Source organism: Parafilimonas sp. (genome assembly GCF_051953455.1).
Taxonomy (GTDB): domain Bacteria; phylum Bacteroidota; class Bacteroidia; order Chitinophagales; family Chitinophagaceae; genus Parafilimonas.
In genome coordinates this window covers 1-21,863 of sequence record NZ_JBQCIT010000024.1, presented here as the reverse complement: position 1 = coordinate 21,863, position 21,863 = coordinate 1, and the positions used below count along the sequence as shown (strand labels likewise).

The 21,863-nt window shown below is 37.8% G+C and carries 19 protein-coding genes; 10 read left to right on the top strand and 9 right to left on the bottom strand.

Features of this window, described 5'->3' with window-relative positions:
* Window positions 1–5 precede the first annotated feature (5 nt).
* Together ACTHN6_RS09385 and ACTHN6_RS09380 are read left to right on the top strand one after the other, a co-directional pair.
* Complete coding sequence (locus ACTHN6_RS09385) at window positions 6–1,877, top strand: hypothetical protein (RefSeq protein WP_440435496.1); 1,872 nt, start codon at window positions 6–8, stop codon at window positions 1,875–1,877.
* Between the two features lie 5 nt (window positions 1,878–1,882).
* Entirely contained in the window at window positions 1,883–2,824 is a 942-nt protein-coding gene (locus ACTHN6_RS09380; RefSeq protein ID WP_440435495.1) for a hypothetical protein, read from the top strand.
* A gap of 1 nt (window position 2,825) precedes the next feature.
* Here the strand turns inward: ACTHN6_RS09380 and ACTHN6_RS09375 are convergent, their stop codons facing one another.
* Together ACTHN6_RS09375 and ACTHN6_RS09370 are read right to left on the bottom strand one after the other, a co-directional pair.
* Window positions 2,826–3,338, bottom strand: a complete 513-nt coding sequence (locus ACTHN6_RS09375) for a DUF922 domain-containing protein (protein ID WP_440435494.1) — start codon at window positions 3,336–3,338, stop codon at window positions 2,826–2,828.
* 184 nt (window positions 3,339–3,522) lie between these two features.
* Entirely contained in the window at window positions 3,523–5,205 is a 1,683-nt protein-coding gene (locus ACTHN6_RS09370; RefSeq protein WP_440435493.1) for a tetratricopeptide repeat protein, read from the bottom strand.
* Window positions 5,206–5,584: 379 nt separating this feature from the next.
* On the opposite strand from ACTHN6_RS09370, the gene ACTHN6_RS09365 reads away from it, so the two are divergent.
* From ACTHN6_RS09365 to ACTHN6_RS09355, 3 genes are all read left to right on the top strand, one after another.
* Window positions 5,585–6,913 (top strand): tyrosine-type recombinase/integrase, encoded by a 1,329-nt coding sequence (locus ACTHN6_RS09365; protein ID WP_440435492.1) that lies wholly within the window; start codon window positions 5,585–5,587, stop codon window positions 6,911–6,913.
* A 29-nt stretch (window positions 6,914–6,942) separates the two neighbouring features.
* On the top strand, window positions 6,943–8,397 hold the full coding sequence (locus tag ACTHN6_RS09360) for an RNA-binding domain-containing protein (protein ID WP_440435491.1): 1,455 nt from the start codon (window positions 6,943–6,945) through the stop codon (window positions 8,395–8,397).
* 668 nt (window positions 8,398–9,065) lie between these two features.
* Window positions 9,066–10,475: an alpha/beta hydrolase-fold protein gene (locus ACTHN6_RS09355; RefSeq protein ID WP_440435490.1), complete on the top strand. Its 1,410-nt coding sequence runs from the start codon at window positions 9,066–9,068 to the stop codon at window positions 10,473–10,475.
* Between the two features lie 9 nt (window positions 10,476–10,484).
* Here the strand turns inward: ACTHN6_RS09355 and ACTHN6_RS09350 are convergent, their stop codons facing one another.
* The 7 genes from ACTHN6_RS09350 to ACTHN6_RS09320 all read right to left on the bottom strand — a co-directional run bounded on the left by ACTHN6_RS09350 (window position 10,485) and on the right by ACTHN6_RS09320 (window position 14,683).
* A complete protein-coding gene (locus ACTHN6_RS09350) occupies window positions 10,485–11,309 on the bottom strand; it encodes a HEPN domain-containing protein (RefSeq protein ID WP_440435489.1) in 825 nt (274 codons plus the stop codon).
* 27 nt (window positions 11,310–11,336) lie between these two features.
* Entirely contained in the window at window positions 11,337–11,618 is a 282-nt protein-coding gene (locus tag ACTHN6_RS09345) for a hypothetical protein (protein ID WP_440435488.1), read from the bottom strand.
* 6 nt (window positions 11,619–11,624) lie between these two features.
* Window positions 11,625–12,176 carry a hypothetical protein gene (locus ACTHN6_RS09340; RefSeq protein WP_440435487.1) on the bottom strand — a complete coding sequence of 184 codons (552 nt, stop codon included), beginning with the start codon at window positions 12,174–12,176 and terminating at the stop codon, window positions 11,625–11,627.
* An 84-nt stretch (window positions 12,177–12,260) separates the two neighbouring features.
* On the bottom strand, window positions 12,261–12,854 hold the full coding sequence (locus tag ACTHN6_RS09335; protein ID WP_440435486.1) for a hypothetical protein: 594 nt from the start codon (window positions 12,852–12,854) through the stop codon (window positions 12,261–12,263).
* Window positions 12,855–12,866: 12 nt separating this feature from the next.
* On the bottom strand, window positions 12,867–12,995 hold the full coding sequence (locus ACTHN6_RS09330; protein ID WP_440435485.1) for a hypothetical protein: 129 nt from the start codon (window positions 12,993–12,995) through the stop codon (window positions 12,867–12,869).
* A gap of 11 nt (window positions 12,996–13,006) precedes the next feature.
* On the bottom strand, window positions 13,007–13,591 hold the full coding sequence (locus ACTHN6_RS09325) for a hypothetical protein (protein ID WP_440435484.1): 585 nt from the start codon (window positions 13,589–13,591) through the stop codon (window positions 13,007–13,009).
* Between the two features lie 174 nt (window positions 13,592–13,765).
* A complete protein-coding gene (locus ACTHN6_RS09320) occupies window positions 13,766–14,683 on the bottom strand; it encodes a hypothetical protein (protein ID WP_440435483.1) in 918 nt (305 codons plus the stop codon).
* A gap of 377 nt (window positions 14,684–15,060) precedes the next feature.
* Between ACTHN6_RS09320 and ACTHN6_RS09315 the strand changes: the two genes are divergently transcribed.
* From ACTHN6_RS09315 to ACTHN6_RS09295, 5 genes are all read left to right on the top strand, one after another.
* Complete coding sequence (locus tag ACTHN6_RS09315) at window positions 15,061–15,282, top strand: helix-turn-helix domain-containing protein (protein ID WP_440435482.1); 222 nt, start codon at window positions 15,061–15,063, stop codon at window positions 15,280–15,282.
* 96 nt (window positions 15,283–15,378) lie between these two features.
* Window positions 15,379–16,719 (top strand): SIR2 family protein, encoded by a 1,341-nt coding sequence (locus tag ACTHN6_RS09310; RefSeq protein ID WP_440435481.1) that lies wholly within the window; start codon window positions 15,379–15,381, stop codon window positions 16,717–16,719.
* Window positions 16,700–18,865: an ATP-binding protein gene (locus tag ACTHN6_RS09305; RefSeq protein ID WP_440435480.1), complete on the top strand. Its 2,166-nt coding sequence runs from the start codon at window positions 16,700–16,702 to the stop codon at window positions 18,863–18,865. The genes ACTHN6_RS09310 and ACTHN6_RS09305 overlap by 20 nt, the downstream gene beginning before the upstream one ends.
* A 301-nt stretch (window positions 18,866–19,166) precedes the next feature.
* A complete protein-coding gene (locus tag ACTHN6_RS09300; protein WP_440435479.1) occupies window positions 19,167–20,216 on the top strand; it encodes a hypothetical protein in 1,050 nt (349 codons plus the stop codon).
* Window positions 20,217–20,263: 47 nt separating this feature from the next.
* Window positions 20,264–21,863: SIR2 family protein (locus ACTHN6_RS09295; RefSeq protein WP_440435478.1), on the top strand; the 1,600-nt coding region annotated here is incomplete at its 3' end.

Below are 21,863 nucleotides of genomic sequence, written 5' to 3'. Positions count from 1 at the left end.
TAAGCATGCCTTCTGAATTTGACGCCTCAAAAGAAATGATTAAAACCAGGATGCTTAAGCATGCGCTTAACTACTGGAATATAAAAAACAGTGATGATCTTGATCCTGCTGTAAAGCTTATTCTTGAAGCTTTGTCCACAGAGCTGTATAGTCTTGGCAATGAAATAAAAGATTCGCAGGTGCGGATACTTGAAAAAGTTTCAAACCTCATGGCGCCGGATTTTTTAACCTGCCCAAACCCTGCGCATGCGATTATGCATGCCTTGCCCGTTGAACCTGCCGAGATACTACCTAATACCACTAATTTTTATACGCAGAAAAAAATATCATCCAAACAGGATGAAGTGCTGGACACTTCGCTGGAAGTATATTTTACTCCGGTTGATGCCGTGCAGTTATTTGATGCGCAGGTTGCGTATATGGCCACGCCTGAACATTTATATGCGTGCAATACCGCAGCAGGCAAACAGCTTATAGCGCAAAGCAGACAAAAACAAACAGAAAAAAATACACTCTGGATAGGCTTAAAGATCAATCCAAAACTTACAGACATCAATAACCTGTTTTTTTATTTTGATCTGAAAAATATTGAACCAAAACTTTCAGGCCGCATTTATCAACTTTTATCAATAACCAAATGGTATATCAACGATATTGAAATTGCTGTTGAACAAACGCTGAAATACGCTGAAAAGGAGCGCAACACAGATGCTTATGAAAACATTTTTCTTGAATACGATGTATTATCACTACTGGAAAAAGATATCAAACATTATTACAACCAGCGCTTCGTTACAATAACGGGTACAAAGCTTAAAAATATTAATGCCGGCTTATCTGCTTACCCGCCATCGTTCACCAATAATTTTTCAGAAAATGATCTGCAGCAATTAACGGAGAAGCTGCTTTGGATAAAGGTTGTTTTTCCCGCAGCTATGCTGCCTGAATATTTTGATGAGATGCAGGTTTACACCAATGCATTCCCGGTTATGAACCGGCAGTTAAATGATCTAAAGTTCAGGCTGAAAGGCGGCAGCAATATTGTACCGCTTAAAACAAACGGGGTTGACCAGTTCCTGTCGGTTCATTCGCTTACAGATAACACGCATACTTATAAACCGGTACCTTATAAAAAAACAGACGAAGATGAATATGGCACGTATACTTTACGCAACGGCGGCGTGGAAAGATTTGATACGAGAAATGCAAAGGACTTTATTAAGTACCTGCTTGAATTGTTGCGCAGCGAAGGCGCCGCATTTTCTTCCTATGGTTATGATTTTATGGCCACCACACTCAAAGAAATGAACCAGAAAATTTCTTTGATGGAGCAGAAAACAAAAGGGTATGGCGTTAACGGCAATGAGATTCCGTATTACATTATTGTAAAACCATTTGAAGGTTTTGATATGATGTATGTGAAATATTGGACAACGCTTGCTGAAATTGCCAATCATATACGCGCCAATACAAAACTGCAATTAAATAAAGGATTAACGGTGAAGCAGGATTCACTTGTTTTAATAACGGGAACTGTTGGAGGTAAAAACAAACTGCGTGCAGATGAAAGGTTACAGGCCTTCAGATATGGCATTATGACGAGAAACCGCATTATTACAAAAGAAGATATCCGCAATTTTTGTTTTTATGAATTGGGAGAAAAACTAAGTAATGTTGAAATTGAAAAAGGTTTTGAATTATCGCCGCTGCCAAAAGAAACCTTCAGGAAAACAATAGATATTATATTAACACCCGCCGATGATGAATTGTTAAATGCCGCATCATGGGAAAATTTCTGTGAACAGCTTAAAACAAAACTGCAACAACGCTCGGGCGTCAGCAATAATTACAGGATATTATTAAACCAAAAAGTATAAATAGTATGCAGTCGCTTCCACATACTTATTTTGGCAATTATGATATTGATTTTAAAGCAGAGGTTATTGCTGCGGAATTGATTGAGCACGGCCTGAATGCAGACAGGATAATGATCTTATTATCTGGCGGCACCAAACGCTCTTTCAGAAGCGATGTTACCTTAATTGAAGATGAACTATCTGAATACGATCATAAAGCATATACACTTATAAATACAAGCCGGGAAGGGATTTACGATATGCTTCCTGAAGGTTTGTTTCATCAACCCACACCCCATAAAAATGCAAAGACGGGAAAGGAAATCATCAAAAGCATTAAACAACGCCGGCAGGAAGAAGTAAATGCAAGGAAATTTTTTCTGCCGTTTGAAACGGCCATCAATTTCCTGCGCATGCAGATGGCCCTGTATGAAAACAGGTTGGATAAGCGTTCACACTATGATGACCTGGTAAGCATCTTCGCTGATAAGTGGGAAATATTTCAATACCTTGATGCAAGGCAATCCAATATTTTTATTTTATTGATTCCCATCCTGCATAATCTTCGTGATGACTTTGATGCCATAGAAACTATCCTGGAAACCATGTTCCTGTTACCGGTAACAATTTCCTTGCAACCGCAACTACCGCTGCAACCAGCCAATCCCGCAGTAAGTGTTTTGGGCGATAGTGCGCTTGGCATAGACCTAACCACAGGAAATATGCATTTTGATACGGGAGAAGATGAAATTCATATTATCATTCATTGCAAAAAAAATAAAGTGCTGCAGCAATTTATGCCCGGCGGCAATAATGAAAAAATATTGCAACTTTTATACGATTATTTGTTACCTGTACATTTGGATATTGCTACAACCTTTGAATTGGATGCAAGCGATAAAATAACAAAACTTGCTGATGCAAAAAGCTTTTATAATAGTGTTTTGGGAGAAGATACGTGGCTTTAGCTTAAGGCAGGCTACTGACGCTGCCATCAGCTTTTTGTTTTTCAGTTGCAATTAACCGTTCCCATTCCTGCTGCTTTTGCTTGTTGCGGCTATGATTGGTTTGAATATCATAACGGGCATCGGCCTCATCAGTTTTCTTTGTCATTTCTTCCTGCAGCTTGCTTAATTTATTATTTAATTCCTGTTCAGTTGGTGCTGATAAAGCTGCTGCTTTTTTATGAAATTCCCTTGCACCCAGCGCAATGATATCATAGTGCCCCTGCTCATGTTTCAGCAAAGCTTCAGCCACCGCCCTGTCACCCGAAACAACGCTTCTTACTACACCGCAAGCATCAGGCACGAGAAATATTTCAACTGTAAAATTTCCTATAACGATGGCATTACCTTTCCGCTGAAATTCATCTGCATCTAATTTCCAGCTCACGCTTATTCTTGCATCTTCTGATTTACCTGCAGGCAGCGAGTTGGGAAAATCTGCCCAGGTTAATATTTTATTGAAATTGATCAAAGCCATCAGGCAAATGTATTATTATTTACAGGCTGCTAACTTATACAACAATACATATAATGAACATCTCATCATCATAAAATTTACTGTTGCAGAATGGATAGTAATGATATTTATTTGGATGCTTAAGACAAAAAGTACCGGCAGTTTTATAAAGACAGCTATTAAAAAGCAATTCTACAATGCGTTGTCACCGCTTCAAAAATGCCCTGGCAACATTTATTTCAGGCCTTACGGAATTTGTAGTATCAGCGATAGCCAGCAGTTGTTTAAAATATAAAGAAGCTTTTTGCTGATCGCTTAATCTTGCTGCTGTTATGCCTGCATTATATAAACTATTAAAACGGTTTGGGCTTTTTATTAATACTGCTTCATAGGCATTTAATGCGGCTTCATCTTGTTTGGCCTGCATCAGCATATCTGCTAACAATTCCCTTGCAGGCAACACTTCACCCGGTGTAACAGGATGCTTCTCTGTGCTGTCTTCCATATCCGCAGCAAGTTTCATTGCTGCAAGAGCGCTTGCTGTATTGCCTTGTTCAAATTGCATCCAGGCTTCACCTGCTTTTATTTGTATGGCAACTTCATTTGCTTTATAACTATCCTTTTGCTTATCCAGCCTGTTTTTAAGCTGGTTAAGTTTTGCCAGTTCATTTTTTACATCTTCTTCATTGCCCGTATGCGCAGCGCCTAATAATCGTGTAAAATGAACAATGGCCTCCTGCCACGGATATGCATCCCATGAAAAATTTGCCTGTGGCAACTGCAATGCAGCCGCTTGCTTCCACTCCTTGTTCTCCAATACATAACGTGAAGGAATGGCGGCAAAAGCATAGGCTATTTTAAAGTTAACCGGGTAAACAAACCTGATACCGGTTAAATACTTAACCTGTCCTGCAGCAAGTTTATTATTTCCTTTTTGAAGATAAGCATACACTAAATAATCAAGGCCATGCAGTTCCTCATCCCAATGGCCGGCAATACCTGCCTGTTCTGCATAGCACTGTGCAGCAGCCACAGATTGCATATTGGAACGGATAGCTTCATCCCAAAGCCCAAGCCTTGTAAATATGTGCGAAGGCATGTGCAGTGCATGCGCTGAAGAAGGGGCCACCAGTGCATATTTCCGGGCGGCAGGCAAAGCCAGCTGCGCCAGCGCCGGGTAATCGTATGTATGTATAATATAATGGATGATGCCCGGATGATCCGGCTCTTTTGTATAGAGTGCATTTAATATATTGCCAGCTTTCTTTTGATTTGCATAGGTTTTATCGGTTGGAACAGCAGATGCATCCAGTGACAGGGCATAAAAAATGGAAGCTTCATTATCATCCGGATATTTTGTATGGAGTTGTTCCATCGCTTTTTCAAAAAGCACACAGCGTGTATGATGGTCTTTACTGTTCCAGTCTTTATAAAACAATCCTATGGCATTTATATAGCCGGCTTCCCTGTCTGTTTTAGGTTGTATGTTATTTGCAATGTCAATTGCCTTTGAGCCTTTTTGCAATTCAGCTTCAGTTGGCGGGTTCCATAACGGATGAAAATTACACATGGCAACGCCCCAGTAAGCCATTGCGCAGTTTGGCGATTCATCAATCACTTTCGCAAATATTTTCTCCGCTTCATCGTACTCAAAAGAATGCAGTAACTCAACAGCCAGGTTAAAATCTTTTTTGGCTGAAGCATCGCAGCTCATATTAAAATCAACTGTACCGAACTGTGCATTGGCAACCCCGCAGGAAATAAGATTGCCTCTTTTTAAATTCAGCTTGCTGATAAGTTCTTTGGAAGGTGCGGTGTTTTTGTTTTCACATGACAGGCATATAACCGGCAATAAAAAAACCAGCAGCAATTTTTGTAAATATCTCATTGTGCCAATTTGTGTGCCTTATAAAGTTACAGAAGATTGCTTCAGGATATTAGTATACGATTAATTGATTTCTGTCAATTATCAGATTAATTTTCAATAGGGCTATATAAAAAAGGCTCACTTTTTTGTGAACCTTTTTCCTGGTGGGAGTTGACGGGTTCGAACCGCCGACCCTCTGCTTGTAAGTTCTTAAAAGTGCCTTTTTTAGCTTTACTTAACTTGCTCTAATTTTACTCAATTATTTGAATATCAATATTTTATTTGATTTAGTCAAACTTTACAAATACCTTCAAAACGTGGTTTAACTGTTAGTTTGTTTGCAAATTGTTTGCAAATGTTGGATGAAATGGATTTGTGTAAACGAAAAAAATTATCAGTTATGTCAGTAACGTTTGTAACAAGACCGGACATGCGCCGGCAAAAAGAAAATGGAACATATCCTATTAAAATGTGGGTTATGTTTAAAAGGAAATCTAAATCTTATCAAACTGTTTTTGAAACTACAGCCGCAGATTTTGAAAAGCTTTATTCACCAAACACAAAGGGCGCTATAAAACAACTGCGTGAAAATTTAAAAGACCTGAATATATCCGCCGAATTGTATTTGAAAGAAATAGATGATTTTAGTTTTGATGAATTTGAAAAAGGTTTTGTGCTTAACAACCCGGCTTTTAAAGAAAGAAAAATAAAGGTTGTAATAAAAGAGCATGAAAGTTCTAAAACTTTTGATTACTCTATATATGAAAAAAGGTTTGTGATTTTTAAGGAAACGCATCCATACCCGGATAGTATTTCGTTCATGTTTCAAACTTATGTAAAGCGGCTGTTGCGTATCGGTAAAATCGGGTCTGCAGTGCATTATCAAACAGCTTATCATTCTTTTAAAAAATTTCGTGGCAACGTTCGCTTTGCCGATGTAACAGTTGATTATCTGGCAGAATATCAATATTGGCTGCTTCAGCAAAACAAATCGAAAACTACAGTTGGCATGTATGCAAGAAACATGCGTACCATGTATAATGAAGCCATTGAAGCCAACCTGGCTAAAAGAAAAAATTATCCATTTGGCCGGCGTAAATATATTATTCCCGCCAGCAGGAATATAAAGAAGGCTTTAACCGGAGAAGATTTAAAAAAAATTTATTGCTACCAAACAGATTGCCCTAAAAAAAGCAAAGCCCGTGACATGTGGTTATTTATGTATTTCGGAAATGGAATGAACCCAAAAGATGTAGCGCTGTTAAAGTATAAGAATATAGATGAAGGTTACATCACTTTCGAACGTTCAAAAGTAGAAAGAACATCGGCCAGCGATGCTAAACAAATAACATTTTATATAACGGAAGATATTCAACGCATTATAAATACATGGGGTAATGTTTATAAATCAACTGATACTTATTTGTTTCCAATTTTAGAAGAAGGGCTTAATCCACTTACAGAGTCTTTTAAGATCGACTACTTTATTGCCACAACCAATAAATGGATGAGGGAAGTTTTTAAAGAATTAGGTATTCAGAAAAAATCTTCAACCATTGTCAGCCGGCATACGGTGGCTACCCATCTTAAATTTGCAGGTGCAAGCAAAGAGTATATACAAGAATCGCTGGGGCACTCAAGTATAAAAACAACGGAAAACTATTTAGACAGTTTTGAGCGGGAAATAAAAAAAGAATTTGCGGAAAGGCTTTCCTCTATTTTTAAATAGAATTAAATTTTTAGAAAAGAGTTGTAGTTATGGATATAGCAAGAATCAAGCGTTTGCTGAAAGAAAAAGAAAATATACATCTTGAATTTAAAGAGGCTGCCAATGCATTGCCCAGCAATGTTTTTGAAACAATTTGTGGTATGCTTAACAGGGATGGTGGAAGTATTCTTTTGGGTGTTGATGATAATGGAACTGTTACAGGAATAGATGACACTGCTGTTTCGAAGATGGTAACAGACCTGGTAAACCTTTCGAATAACCCACAAAAAATCGATCCCCCATTTATTCTTTTTCCGCAGGTATATACCATTACTGGTCATAAGCTAATACATATACAAGTACCTGCCAGTTCGCAGGTACATAAAACGGGGAAGATAATTTATGACCGCAGTAATGATGGTGATTATAAAGTAGAGCAGCCACACCTGATTGCTGGGCTTGCTAATCGTAAGCGCAATCATTACACTGAAGGTATTATTTACCCGTTCTTACAAATGGAGGATTTTAAGCCGGGCCTTTTTAATAAAGTGCGCAACCTTATCCGAAGTAATAACCCGGCACATCCCTGGCTGACATTAAACGACAAGCAGATATTTGAAATTTCCGGCCTCTGGAAAAAAGATTACCTGAGCGGCCAGGAAGGTTTTACACTGGCTGCTGTTTTACTGTTGGGGAAAGATGAAGTAATTCAACAGATTATACCGCATTATAAAATTGATGCGTTGGTAAGAATAAATAATGTTGAACGTTATGATGACAGGGCATATATTCAGACCAATCTTGTTGAAGCGTATGAAGTGTTGATGGATTTTGTGAGCCGCCATCTTCCAGATAAATTTTATCAGGAAGGAGATCAGAGAATAAGCCTTCGTGCAAAGATATTCCGGGAAATTGTTGCCAATCTTATCATTCATCGAGAATACACAAATGCAGCTTCAGGCAATTTTGTTATTTATGCAGACAGGGTTGAAACAGAAAATGCCAATAACCCGCATGGCGATGGGCCTATTGATCCTGCTAATTTTGCACCCTTCCCTAAAAATCCTTTAATTGTAAAGTTCTTTATACAATTAGGGCGCGTAGAAGAGTTGGGCTCAGGCATATTAACCGCTAACCGTTTTACAAAGGAGTATGCCGGAAAAGGAAAGCCTGTATTTATTGAGGCCAAAACTTTTAAAACGATTATTCCATTACCTGATGGAGCACCCGTTCCATTAAGTGATACAGTAAGTGATACAGTAAGTGATACAGTAAATGATACAGTAAATGATACAGTAAAACAAAGAATGGTGTGGGTTATAAAGGAATTGATTAAGCAACCCGGCCTTAAATCTAAAGATCTGGCAAAAATTACTGGGGTATCAGAAGTATCAATACGAAGAGATATGCAAAAGCTTACCCAATTGGTAGAATTCAGGGGCGCTCCTAAAATTGGCGGATATTTTCTAACAGATTATATGTTATCTAAAATTAAAAGTAATTAATACACTGTTGTCGAAGCTTTTACCGATTAAATAAATTGCATCATATTTAAAGTTCCGGAATCTAATCATAATCATATCAAAAAAACTTAAGTCACTTCATGAGCTTAATTTCACAGGATTTGTCTCCTTCACCACCCCATACATCCTTCACTATTTCTTCCATCGCAGAAAGTCTAAAAGCGTTCACATTGTAATCACCACCGCTCTCTCATATGCAGCATGGGTAAAAGCATGGGTTTCTGTTGTCCATTTATCAAAACGATTTTTGTTTAAAAGGATAGCCCGTGATTGAAATAAAAAAGGTATATTTCTTTCTTGAACTTGCTATAAATTTTATAGAGACTTGCGCTGCTTGTGAAGATGGGCAACAAAGAAAAGAAGCCGGTAATCTGTATTGTCAACATCACAAAAAATTAATTTAATGTCATGAAGAAATAAAGCGCTATCAGCAAAAAATCATTGCTGGAGTAGTAATAAGGTTTTGGTTATGGCCGGAAAAACAATTGCTGCATGGCAGCAATTGAATCACATTATAAATACCGGCAAAAGGATGAAAGCGGTGTTATTTACTGAAATTTGTAAATAAAATGAACATAAATTATACTGATGATTAATTAATCCGGCGCACATCGAAGAAATGAATTTATTAACTGAAATATATAAAAAATATGCTTCTCCGGGTATTTGTTTCTGTTATTATTATTTTATCTGGCGTATGCAGCCAGGCACAATATGCTGCGCCACTCAAGGACTCGATGTATTCGACTGTACTGGGCGAACGGCGAGATATCGTGATTACCCTGCCCGCAAACTACGTTAATGATACTACCCATTATGATGTCTGGTATCTCCTGGATGGTGAATGGGACGGGAGCCTGTTTACCCAGATATTCAGTTATATGGTTAACATGCAGTTCGCGCCGCCTGCTATTCTTATTGCTGTACCAAACCGTTATGTAAATGGTTTTAATCTCCGTAACCGGGATTTAACTCCCACCAAATTTCCGGATGTTGACAGTTCAGGCGGGGCAGCCAATTACCTGGCATTCTTTGAAAAGGAGCTGATTCCTTATATCAATAAAAAGTATCGAACGAGTGGCGACAACGGCCTCTGTGGCGGTTCTTTTGGCGGCCTGTTTACAATCTATGCATTACTTGAGAGGCCTTCACTGTTTCGCTTTTATACGGTTGCCGATCCTGCATTGCATAATGACAACCAGCAAATTCCGCGGGTTGCAGCGCAACGGTTACCAACGATGCACTTCTCCAATACCGTACTTAATATTGGTGGGAGAAGCGAGGAAAACTCTTACCATGAAATGGCCCGCGACATGATGGACAGTGTGCTGAAGGTATCAGCACCTCCGGGCCTGCACTGGCATTCAGCCCTTTATCCCGGCGAAACGCATGGCTCTACTATATTTAAATCGACTTATGATGGGCTCAAGTATTCTTATCTTGGTTACTATGTCCGCCATGCTCAGTGCTACCCAAACAGTGGCATTGTGCTGAAAGACCGGCCGGTAAAGCTTTTTGTTCCTACCGATTATTCCGATATCCGCTATACGCTGGATGGCACCGTGCCTGCCAGGGCCAGCGAAAAAATGGATGACCACCTGATAATTAGTGAACCGGAAAAACTAAAACTATTTTCTTTTTCCCCCAGCGGACGTTATGACCATGCCATCCCCGTAGGGTTGCGTTCAGGTGATTACCTGCAACCTAAAAAAACGGCAGCCAAACTAAAAGATAGCAGCCGGCTTTCAGGAACATTCAAAGGAAATGGTCTGGGGTTAATGGACGGATGGGTGCAAATTGATAAAGAAGGTTATTACGTGCTGCAACTCACGCCACCGGCAGGTACCACGCTTATGTTTAACGATTCACTTTTATTGCGTGTGGATGAAACGACCGCGAATAAGCGACAAGCTATCATTCTGCCGCTTCGTCAGGGGAAGTATTTATTGCGGGTACAATATCCGGCTAATGGTGCCAGGTCTATGTCCATTTATTTTGGTTTGTATTATAGTGAAAACGGCCAGGACGACTGGTGGAAAAACCCGGTAGTGAAGTGGTAAGTGATGTCTTTATTGCTGCGGGCAAACAAATGGGTTTTCCAACACCTCATACACCCTTTTCACCATCTCTTCCATTGTCTTGACCTCAAAGGCATTCACATTATAATCGCCCCTGTACCTTGCTTCCACATACGCTCTTTGTAAGAGATGAAACAGTTGTTTGTTTCGGTCTTTATTATTGCCAAATATCAATTCCGGCAGCTTATAACAAACCATGCAGCAGTAGCGGTAAAGCTTATCCAGATTATGGGTATTTACATGCCAGCCGGTTTTTAGTTTAAGTAAGGTGATTAATGACTGTTCTGCTGCCTGGTGCAGCATAAAGGCTGCCATTTTATTTTGCGACCGGATGCGGTAAAGCTCTGCACCGGCTAAAAATTCTTCCGCCTTGTTTAAACCGGCTGTATAAATTTCATTATTTTCTTTTTCGATAGCAGCAGCATTGCTTGTATCAGGTAATAGCCGTTTTTCTTTTTCACCATACAACATCACAGCTCTTTCATATACAGTTCGGACAAAAGGGTGGCCTTCCATTATCCATTTATCAAAACGGTTTTCGTTTAATATGACAGCTGTTGTTGGAATAAAATTCTTGCACCTGTTTTCAATCTTATCCTGCACAGAATTAGTTTCAAGGCTGTTAATAACAACCAGCACATAATAATGCCCAACATGGCTGCAGGTGGGTGCATCCGCCATGAATACTGTTTCTGTTCTTCTTGAAATTAGTGATGAGCCCAGCAGGAATATCTTTACCGGCGAACAGGCGCCCTGAATGATTTCCACCAGCTTTGCTTCCTGTTCTTTAAAGCGTTCGGTTAAAAGGTAGTACATGATTCATTTGGTTAGATGTTTTACAATTCACTTACGCATTTTTAAAAAGAGCACATAGTTTGATTTTATGAGCGCCAATAACATTTCATAAAAATGAATACAGTTTTCTCGTTGCACCTGGTTCCAGTCGTTTACTTCTTCACTGCTTAGCGTAAGTTTCAACATCTGCCATAGCCTTTCATGCGGAACACCCAAACCATACGCATCAAAGAACTGGTAAATGGCTTTCAGTGGCTGTTCAACCGATTCTTTTGACAGGTTCCACAATTCTTCTGCCGACGGGTTATTTACAAATTCTGTATGTAGCATATTTGTTTATTTAAGGTTCCTTTTCTTTTTATGTAAAACATAAGCCGTTCTAATAAGATAGTCTAAATGCTGGTATATTAGTATCAGGCTGCCTTTATGTATTTTTCGGCAACCTTTATAGGTAATCACCGCTTCCAGCAGGTCGAGCAATTCAATCCTTGAATATCGCTTACTGAATGTGTTGCAGAAGTATTGAATCACTTTATGTGGATGCTCTGTTTCCTTTTTATTCAACAACTGTAATTGTATATCGGCATGTGCTAATGCTTTTGATGACTTATCCTTGCACTGTTTTTTATATACCGGCCATAACGCCTCTGACAATTTCATTAAGGCATTTGTAAAATCAAGCAGGTCTTCCCTTGCACCGCCTTCATCATAGGCGCTCTCACCGTTAATCAGGGCAATTGTTTGCCACTCTTCTATGTCTTCAATAAAATCACAAGGGTGATAATCTATAAATACCTGTTTCAGTCCTTTCATGATGTTGCCGTTTTCTTCACTTAAAAAATGATACGGCTTGTAAAACCTTTTTCGTTTAGTATTTTCTTCATGCATGGGTTAACTTTTATCAGTTAGATACTTTGCAAATCCCGATGGTTTTAAAGTTCCTCTCCTTTGGAGAGGGATTTAGGGAGAGGCTTATTCCATTTCACCATCATCCGTTGTTGTGTCATTACCTGTTATAGCCATGCGTACATACAGCAGGTGTGCCGCTTCCAATAGTTTTTGCAGCATGAGGTTTAGCTGTAACGTATCCATCCCTTCATCGGCGAGGCTTTCACCGCACAATGCATAATGAAGAATACTATTAAGTAGTTCACCTGTATCTTCTATATGCGGCGTCAATCTTTTTAATGCCTTGTATGGATTGAAAAATTCACCTGCCGATAAATGCCGTGGCAGGTAATGCCAGCTTTCATATTCATGGTAGGGACTGCAAAAAAGACGGCTGTTCTTAATATCAGGCAACTGCTTTTTATCCTCAGGCTTTATCACTGCATTTTGCCTTTTGCACTTGCAACCGGCAATCTCAATTAATGCGTCCAGCAACACTTCAAAACGGTGGAAGAAGTGAATAAGGTCAGCCGGATATTTTCCTGCCCATACGCCATGGCTGCCTGCTGCCAGCAGTGATTGTTGTATATACCTGTATGCATGTTGCAAGTCGAAAGCATCGAAGAAAAGACTGATGCTGTTATAACAATTGGTGATATGTTTGTTTTCGGTTATCATATATAAGTCGGTTTATGATTGATTACATATAGCAATATCTCCCTGTGGCGCTGTACCTGTCTTGTTGTGTAAAAAGCAGTCATCTTTGGTGCAGGCCCGCACATATAACAGATGCGTTGCTTCCAGTATCTTTTGCAGCATGATGTTTACTTTTAGCACATCCCACTCCACATAAGATTCGTTAAGGCTGTTGTGTGATAAAGCATGTTTATAATCATGTCAAACAATTCATCATCTTCATTGATTTTTTCAATAAACCGTACGGCTTTTTTAAGCGCTTTATAAGGATTACAGTATTCTTTTGGAGAAAGATATACCGGCATCCATAACCGGCTTTCCGTTTTGTTGTGCGCATCGCAAAAGAGGCTGGTATTGCTGCAATCATCTATATCTATAGCTTCATCAATAATGGCTGCCTGTCGTTTGCAACCTGCTGCTGCAAGATGAGTAGTGGCATTATAGAGTTTGGTGAAGTCTTCATAAAAATAGATCAGATCAGCAGGTGGCCCATCTTTCCATTGCTTTTTGCAGTTAGCAGCCATCAGTGATGATTGAATGTATTTCCTGGAATCCGGCAGGTCAATTGATTTATAATACCAACAGATGGAACTGTAACATGCTGCAATATTTTTGCTTTCGGTTATCATGAGTTGATCGTTTTTATTCTTTACTTTTTCCCTTGATGCAAAAAGTAACAAAAAGATCAAGAGCGAACGATATTCAGCACGTTCGCTCATTCGCCTTGATTAAGCTTTGTGCTGATGATTCTTCAGCTATTGTTCCCTGGTACTTATGCGGTTTGACTGATTATTGGTTAATGTTCAATAATGCCTGAAGCTGCTATTGCATGCATTTAAAGAAACAAAACCACTTGCCCTAAACCCCGAGGGTTTTTGAAACCCTCGGGGTTTTTATCCAGATAATAACATCAATTTGCTTTCAAAAGCCTCTGTGGTGTTGATGATGATGGCTTCCGCCACATCAAACAGGGTGGTGATGGAGGTGGCTTCATCAAAGCCGGAAAATATATTGGCATGATAAACAGAAACATTATCCAATGCATCCAGTATTTTCTTTTCAGGTAGTGTGACCTCCAATGCCGGCAGGTAAAAGATACAGGGCTGCATCAGTTGCCAGAGGCTGGTAAAGAAAATATCTTTTTCTCCAAAACTATACAATACCGTTCTGCATAACTGTTCCATTACAGAACGTAAGATTATTAAACCGGTAACCGCTTCCTGTTTTTTGGCGGCCCTTGCTGTTTTAAACAACTCGTTGATATTGGCTATGCTTTGCTGAAAACTTTCCCTGGCTGATGCTGCAAGCGCCTGCTGTTCCTGCAATACAGGTTGCAGTTTATATGGGCTGCCGGAGAAAACCAGAAACCTTTCCCGGCAGGCAATGGTATAATACAGGTTGCTTGCCGCCAGCCCAGCTTCCATTTGCTCAACGGTATGTACCACTATATGCACCTGCTGCATTTTAAAAGCGGCAATATTAGTAAAGGTTTGTGCAGCTTCTTCGTTAATGCTTTCGGTATCTGTTATAATAATGATCTCTGTATAATGCTGCTTTGTGTTGTTGAGTGTAGTTGTATAAGGCAACACAAAAATGCGCTCCGGCCCTAACGCTAATACCAGCAGTTGCAGCAGGGGTTGAAGGCTTGCATGTATAGCTGCGGTTTGCAGTAAAGAACCGGTTTGCTTTAACCATGTATCATACTCTGTAGTAATGGCCGAAGGATGCAGGTGAATGTGGTTAACGGTGTTGGAGTGAGAGGACAAATCGTTGTCGTAGGCAGCCCCTCCATTGTTTTGAATGTGTTGCATTGGTTGGGTATTGAATGGTGAGGAAATGGTTTGAACCAGCCAACGCAAAAAAGAAGCGTGGGTTAGTTCCTATTGCTACTGAAGGGCTACGACACCCATGATCGCGAATAAGAACGCCCACGCCAAGCCTTAAATATAGTAAGGATAACGTGAGCGATTTACCTTATCATCCCGCGATCAATTGAAAGGTCGTAGTTTTCAGTAACGGGAATAAAGCAAATACGCTTTTAATATCTGTGATTAATTATTATTTAGGCATTCGGTTATTATTTTTTAGTGTTTAGATAATATCCAAATGTATATACTTTCTATCCATTTTATTCATTTTCTTAATATTTTTTCAAACTTTTTTACTTTCAAATTATAACTGAAAGTAGATGACTAAGTTAGGAGAGTATTTAGCTGTTAAATCAGTAAATAAATCAGAAGTAGCAAGAAGATCAGGTTTAAGCAAAGCCCGAATTAATCAATTGACCTTAAACGATAGCACCAAACTGCGAGCTGATGAGCTTTACCTTATCGCACTTGCGATGGGTGTTAATCCATGTGAATTGTTGGAGTTTGTTTGTGCTGGATTGAAATTAAAGAAGCAAAAATAAAAATGGCAATTACACACTTACCAAAGCTAAGTATGATTTCTATTTAGTTATTTTATAAAGATTGCTTGAAAATTCCCTTAAAATAAAATCTTACTCATGAATAAAATTGATTGGGCAAAAAAGCATATTGTAAAAACAAGTACCGAATTAAGTTGCAGTGATGATACACCGGATGCCAAAGAATGGCGGATGAAGATTGAGCCATGGTTAAGTGCAATTTTTCAATCAGAACATTTTTCGTTATTAGCAGGTTCAGGCCTGACTAATGCTATTGCGTATTTGTCAAAGATTAAGGCACAAAGCATGGGTCGAATAGAATTGAAAAGTGATGTTTATAAGGATAAAATAAAACTGAGCTCAGATAAATCAGCGGCCGCTATGGAACGCGGAGAAGCAAATTTGGAAGATGATTTTAGAGTTGCATTAGAACTTTATAGAGGGTATGAAATTTTAGAAGAAGATATTGCACTTACTTTAAAAGATGAATTAGATAACGCCTTAAATAGTTTTATCAAATCTGTACTTAAAACAGAAAGATTATTTAAAGAGCAATTAACCTCTGAGGAGGCAGAAAGAAAAGAATCAGTATTAAATGCTTTTGGTTATTTACAGGCTTTTTTATTAAGTTTTTCAAGCAGGGCTGCATCCAGAGAAAGGCTAAATTTATTTACAACTAATTATGACAGATTTTTAGAGTATGGTTGTGATGAGGTAGGAGTTATACTTATAGATCGTTTTAAAGGTAAACTGCAGCCAATTTTTAGAAATACAAGGCTTGAATTGGACTTCCATTATAATCCTCCCGGAATAAGGGGCGAACCTCGTTATGTGGAAGGAGTGGCACGCATCACTAAACTACATGGTTCCATTGATTGGAATTTTAAAGAGCAGGCAAAAATAATAAGAGCTTTACTGCCATTTGGCGCTGATGAAACACACCCCGACATACCACAAAAAGCTACTGAACATGTGGTGATATATCCAAATTCAGCGAAAGATATTGAAACAGCATATTATCCGTATTCAGAATTATTTAGAGACTTTTCTACAGCGATTTGCAGACCTAATTCCGCTATCGTAACCTATGGTTATGGATTTGGAGATTCTCACATCAATAGAATTATTGCTGATATGTTCACCATACCTTCTACCCACCTGGTAGTTATATCATTTAGTGATCCTGGAGATAGAATTCAAAGATTTTTAAAAGATAAAAACAGCGCTCAGTACACGTTACTATTGGGAAGTCATTTTGGTGATTTAGAGCAATTAGTTGATAATTATCTGCCCAAGTCTGCTATAGATAGGCTAACTATTAAAATGAGAGACTTAATAGGTAAAAGAGATATTGGTCACCAACAAAATACGACGTTCACGAATTCAACAGAATCTTCTTCAATCAAACAACCTCATCAAGATGACGATCTCCCATTTTAATTTTGATCAGCTGCGTAACCTAAGTATAGGCACTGTAGATTTTGTTTCGCCAAATGAAATAAAAATTCTATTAGAAACTGATGCACCCCAAAATACAGCGCTTAATACCGGTGTACCGAGTTTATTTCCTCGAATCAACGGCTTTGTTTTAATACCTAATGAGGTGGGAGCTCTTGTAGGTATTATTAGTTGGTTAGGAGTTGAACATTCTCAATACCCAAAAAGAAAAGGATTCAAGGACTATGATCTGATAGATTTACCATTTCCATTAAGGAAAATGGCGGTTAATCCAATTGGGACACTCAAAACCGAAATAAGAGACAAAGAAGCAATCTACAAACTTGAAAGAGGTGTTTATTCTTTTCCTTCGATAGGTGATACGGTAGTATTAGCTAAAGACGAGCAACTAAAGTCTATAGTTGAAAACGATGATGAACAAGCTTGCGTAAAAATTGGGAAGGCACCGGTAGCTGGAAATGCGATAGTTAAAATCAATCCGAACAAATTATTTGGTAGACATGTAGCAGTATTAGGTAATACAGGGAGCGGTAAATCGTGTTCAGTCGCCGGATTAATTCGATGGTCATTAGTGGAAGCTGAAAAAGTCAAACAGGAAAAGGCATTAAATCTAAACGCTCGATTTATAATATTTGATCCTAACGGAGAATATAGCAGTTCTTTTGATGATTTGAATATTGCTGTAAAAAGGTTTAAAATAGATATTACGCCAGAGGAAGCACAAACATTTAAACAATTAAGAATACCCGCATGGTTTTGGAATAGTTATGAATGGAGCTCATTTACCCTTGCAACCGGCAGAACACAAAGACCCATTTTGCGCAGAGCATTGAGGGAACTCAAAGGAGGACGAAAAGTTGATTCCACCGATTGTTCTGCTGCTGTTAGAAGCTATTTTTCTAGTTGCGCAGTTTCCTTGCGAAGTGATATTAACATTGGAGTGGCTGCATTTAAGGAGGCTGGTAAAACCGCTTTTGGAAAAAAATTGCAAAGTTTCTCAAATGAAGCAGCTTTTTTTGAAGCCAAAGCTTCTGGAGAACTTAAAAACCATCTGCAAGAACTGAGCGCGACCCTCGGTTCTATTGCTAAAGCCCGATTTAAATCTTTCGTAAAAAATGGAGAGAATATAGAATATTATGATGGATTTGAAATTTCTGAAGCAACAGCAGCACTTGATGCTATTAAAACATTATTAGAATTTTTAGGTGGAAATTTTATTGAGTTAGGCCCAAATGAAGATATGCCGATTGATTTTCACGTTAATCTCCTTCCTGATCATCTTGAAGTTATTGCTGAAGAGCAGGGTGTTCTTCAATTTCTTGATTTTCTAATTATGAGGATACGCACTTTGTTATCTGATCTAAGAATGAAAGCCACCATTGGCAATGATCCTTCGATTACATTAGAAGAATGGTTAAACTCGTATTTGTCGGGAATATCAGTGGTTGATTTATCACTTATCCCTGCTGATGTAGTGCATATAGTAGTTGCCTCAATTTCCAGAATGGCATTTGAAGCAACACAACGCTATCGAAGAAGAAACAATGTGCTTTTACCAACCGTTATCATGCTTGAAGAAGCACATAACTTTATTAAAAAATATAGCTCTAACAACGACGAAATAAGCCCTTTGGAAATCTGTAGCCAAACTTTTGAAAGGATTGCAAAAGAAGGAAGAAAGTTCGGAATGAGTTTGTTTATATCTTCTCAACGGCCATCTGAATTATCAGATACGGTTCTATCCCAATGTAATACATTCCTTTTGCATAGATTGGTGAACGATAGAGATCAGGACTTAGTGAAAAGATTGGTTCCTGATAACATTGGTGGTTTATTAAGCGAATTACCAATGCTTCCTACGAGGAAAGCTATCCTTTTAGGTTGGGCGTCACCAATTCCAATCTTGGTAGAGATGAATGAACTTGAAAAGAAATACCGTCCTAAATCTGATGACCCAGATTTTTGGGAGGTGTGGACAAGGGAATCAAGTCGTGAAGAGAATTGGGATGTTATTGCAAATGAGTGGCAAGGTAAAAATGAAGCTCAAGAAATTGTTACAGGGAAGGGAACATCTCCATCAGAAAATTCATTACAAGATTTTAATAGCGATGATAATTTGCCATTTTAAGTACTTTGCATTTATAACTTTAAACTGACTTAATATAATACCAGAAATATTCAACAACAGAGAAATAGCAATCGCTATATGGTCATTAATTTTTTTCGCTTGGATAATCACTAAACCTGACACAAGAAAATCGCTTAAGTCACTAACAAGACAATTTTTTCATTATAAAATATTGGTTCCGTATTTACTGGCTGTGTCTTACACTTTATTAGGCGTTTACTTTCTTTCAAAATTTAATGCCTGGACTGTAAGCCAATTAAAAGACACGATAACATGGTGCGTTTTTGCAATCATTAGTACTATGTTGAATCTTAATAAGGTCAGAAATGAAAAGAATTATTTTAAAGATGCCGTAAAAGAAAATTTCAAATTCTCTGTTATCATAGAGTTTGTTACTGGTATATATACTTTCAGCCTTCCTGTTGAACTTATATTTATTCCTTCGATTGTGCTAATAGCTGGCTTGCAAGTCGTCAGTAAAACCCAAAATAAATACGCACCGCTCGAAAATTTTTTATCAAAGCTCTTGGTATTGTTTGGTTTTATTTTGGTTGGATACACTATTTATGAAATATCCACCCACATACATCAATTTGCTTCTTACGATACATTAAGGGACTTTATATTATCACCAATTCTTGCTTTATGGTTTCTTCCATTCATCTATTTAATGTCATTGTACATGGCTTATGAAGGTTATTTTATTATGATGCAATTCCGGATAAAAGATAACAAGCTTTTAAGTATGGCCAAGTGGCAGGCCTTACTTCGATTCAACATAAATACCCAAGGCTTTGAACGGTGGAAAAATCAATTATTCATAGGAAAAATAAATTCAAAAGACGATGTAACAAATTCTATTGAAAAAATTAAACAACTGCAGAAAATTGAAAAGAATCCTCCTAACGTTGACTACGAGTTAGGATGGTCGCCCTATGCAGCAAAAGATTTTTTAATCAATAAAGGGATTAGTACAAGGTTTTATACGAACACCTATGAAAACGAGTGGTCAGCTTCATCCAACTATACAAAACTTGATGACGATTTCAACGCCAACACTGTTAACTATTATGTTCAAGGGACTGAAACAATAGTCAAGCAACTTCATTTAGTACTGGATGTAAAAAACGTCAAGAAAGCAAATGAAGCAATTAAAAAGTTTTTAGATTTTGCTGAAACATTATATCTCGCAGCTACAAGATATAAGTTGCCAGATAGTATTTCCAAAGCAATATTAAAAACTAAAAACTTAGAATTAAAGATTGGAAAAGTTACATTGATAATTGAAAAGCATAGTTGGGTTAATCAGAGCAATTATAGTTTGCTATTTTATATAGATCATGAATATTGAAAAGCTAACCTAGGTAATTAATCAGGCACAAAAACCGCTAAAGAGAAATGAAAAAGCTCAATTTAATAGATTTATCGCAGGTTCTTTTTTCGGGAAGCTGTATATTATTTTGTGGCGCTGGAATTTCATTCAATTCTGGTATTCCTGTTGTGAAAAATTTTCTTGAATATTTATTAAAGTTGCTTGGAACAGAAAAAAAATACATTGATGAATACTTAAATCTTGGATACCCTTTTGAGGCCACAATGGAAATTTTAAGTCAATTTATAGACATAAAACCCATTCTGAAAATTTTTGCAATTGTAAATCCGAATCTTAATCATTTTCTGATTGCAAATTTAATTGCCACTGGAAAAATAAAAATAGTAATCACTACCAATTTTGATGAAAATATTGAAGAAGCTCTGGATCAATTAGGCTGCTTAAAAAACATGGATTATATGATCTCTCATAATCTAAACGTAGTACCTAAAAATTTATCATCAATTAACAAGCCTATTATCATAAAGCTACATGGAACAATAAGTGATCCTTGGTCAATCGTAACAGAAATTCAACAAGTCGCCTCAGCTTCATTGACTGACGAGATGAAGGAATTATTTAAGCGCCTATATGCTTTGGATGATTGGAACAGCATTTTATATTGGGGGTATAGTTTTTCAGACCATTTTGATATTACACCAGCATTTAGATTCGCAGATAAAAAAAATAAAGATGCATATATCATTGAACATACAAACGTAGAACAATTTATCACTCAAGATATTGAACAAAAAGATAGTTTGTATAAATATAAAAGTGCAATTAAAATAAAGTGTAATTCTAATATTCTTTTTCAAAAAGTCTATGAGCTTTTGTTTAACTCTTATGAGCGCGTTGACGTTCCAGCAGAAAATTGGAAACCAATCATAGACGCATGGTTTGCTCAAACTATGGACAATACCGGGCTAAATAATCCCGATATTTTAATAATGAATTTGTTTTTACAATCGAGACAATTTGTTACTGGTCAACACTATGTGGAAAAGGCATTAAAAGCTAAAATACCAATAAACAATTTTCTTCTGCAGGGTGAAATGCTAATAAAGGCAGCTCATCTTTATCATATTGAAGCACGACAAACAAATAACAGGGCTCATTTTGATAAGGCTATCGAATTACAAAATGCCGCGATTGAAGTAATGAAAAAAAATAATGACCCTTACAATGCTGCTATATATAAGGGTAACTTAGGAGGGATGTTAATTCGTATGGAAAGATGTACCGAAGCAGAACCGTTATTGATAGAGAGCATAACTTATATGCAAGCTGTAATTGAACGGAGAAAAGTTGGAGTTGATAAAGTCGCACCCAGGCATTTATGTGGATACAGCTTTTCGTTAGCATCATGTTATAGAACAGAAGGCCGGTCATTGGCTTTTGTTAAACCATTTTATGATCGGGCAATGGAACTCTCTAAAATGTTTGGTTATGTCGAAATTCAAGAACTATGCTATTTTGGGCTCGGGCTTCTTTATGATACCAATAATGATCTGACCACCGCACGGATTAATTTTGAACGAGCTTTTGAAATAGCCAAGAATATGCGATTCGTTGATCGCTGTGTTGAGAGTTTTATCAAATTAATTATAAATATTTATAAAGAAA

What these genes read in the sequence shown, in the direction of transcription:
- ACTHN6_RS09385 (WP_440435496.1), top strand. Translation starts at nt 6, where the DNA reads ATGCCTTCTGAATTTGACGCCTCAAAAGAAATGATTAAAACCAGGATG.
- ACTHN6_RS09380 (WP_440435495.1), top strand. Translation starts at nt 1,883, where the DNA reads ATGCAGTCGCTTCCACATACTTATTTTGGCAATTATGATATTGATTTT.
- ACTHN6_RS09375 (WP_440435494.1), bottom strand. Translation starts at nt 3,338, where the DNA reads ATGGCTTTGATCAATTTCAATAAAATATTAACCTGGGCAGATTTTCCC.
- ACTHN6_RS09370 (WP_440435493.1), bottom strand. Translation starts at nt 5,205, where the DNA reads ATGAGATATTTACAAAAATTGCTGCTGGTTTTTTTATTGCCGGTTATA.
- ACTHN6_RS09365 (WP_440435492.1), top strand. Translation starts at nt 5,585, where the DNA reads ATGTCAGTAACGTTTGTAACAAGACCGGACATGCGCCGGCAAAAAGAA.
- ACTHN6_RS09360 (WP_440435491.1), top strand. Translation starts at nt 6,943, where the DNA reads ATGGATATAGCAAGAATCAAGCGTTTGCTGAAAGAAAAAGAAAATATA.
- ACTHN6_RS09355 (WP_440435490.1), top strand. Translation starts at nt 9,066, where the DNA reads ATGCTTCTCCGGGTATTTGTTTCTGTTATTATTATTTTATCTGGCGTA.
- ACTHN6_RS09350 (WP_440435489.1), bottom strand. Translation starts at nt 11,309, where the DNA reads ATGTACTACCTTTTAACCGAACGCTTTAAAGAACAGGAAGCAAAGCTG.
- ACTHN6_RS09345 (WP_440435488.1), bottom strand. Translation starts at nt 11,618, where the DNA reads ATGCTACATACAGAATTTGTAAATAACCCGTCGGCAGAAGAATTGTGG.
- ACTHN6_RS09340 (WP_440435487.1), bottom strand. Translation starts at nt 12,176, where the DNA reads ATGCATGAAGAAAATACTAAACGAAAAAGGTTTTACAAGCCGTATCAT.
- ACTHN6_RS09335 (WP_440435486.1), bottom strand. Translation starts at nt 12,854, where the DNA reads ATGATAACCGAAAACAAACATATCACCAATTGTTATAACAGCATCAGT.
- ACTHN6_RS09330 (WP_440435485.1), bottom strand. Translation starts at nt 12,995, where the DNA reads ATGCTGCAAAAGATACTGGAAGCAACGCATCTGTTATATGTGCGGGCC.
- ACTHN6_RS09325 (WP_440435484.1), bottom strand. Translation starts at nt 13,591, where the DNA reads ATGAGCGAACGTGCTGAATATCGTTCGCTCTTGATCTTTTTGTTACTT.
- ACTHN6_RS09320 (WP_440435483.1), bottom strand. Translation starts at nt 14,683, where the DNA reads ATGCAACACATTCAAAACAATGGAGGGGCTGCCTACGACAACGATTTG.
- ACTHN6_RS09315 (WP_440435482.1), top strand. Translation starts at nt 15,061, where the DNA reads ATGACTAAGTTAGGAGAGTATTTAGCTGTTAAATCAGTAAATAAATCA.
- ACTHN6_RS09310 (WP_440435481.1), top strand. Translation starts at nt 15,379, where the DNA reads ATGAATAAAATTGATTGGGCAAAAAAGCATATTGTAAAAACAAGTACC.
- ACTHN6_RS09305 (WP_440435480.1), top strand. Translation starts at nt 16,700, where the DNA reads ATGACGATCTCCCATTTTAATTTTGATCAGCTGCGTAACCTAAGTATA.
- ACTHN6_RS09300 (WP_440435479.1), top strand. Translation starts at nt 19,167, where the DNA reads ATGTTGAATCTTAATAAGGTCAGAAATGAAAAGAATTATTTTAAAGAT.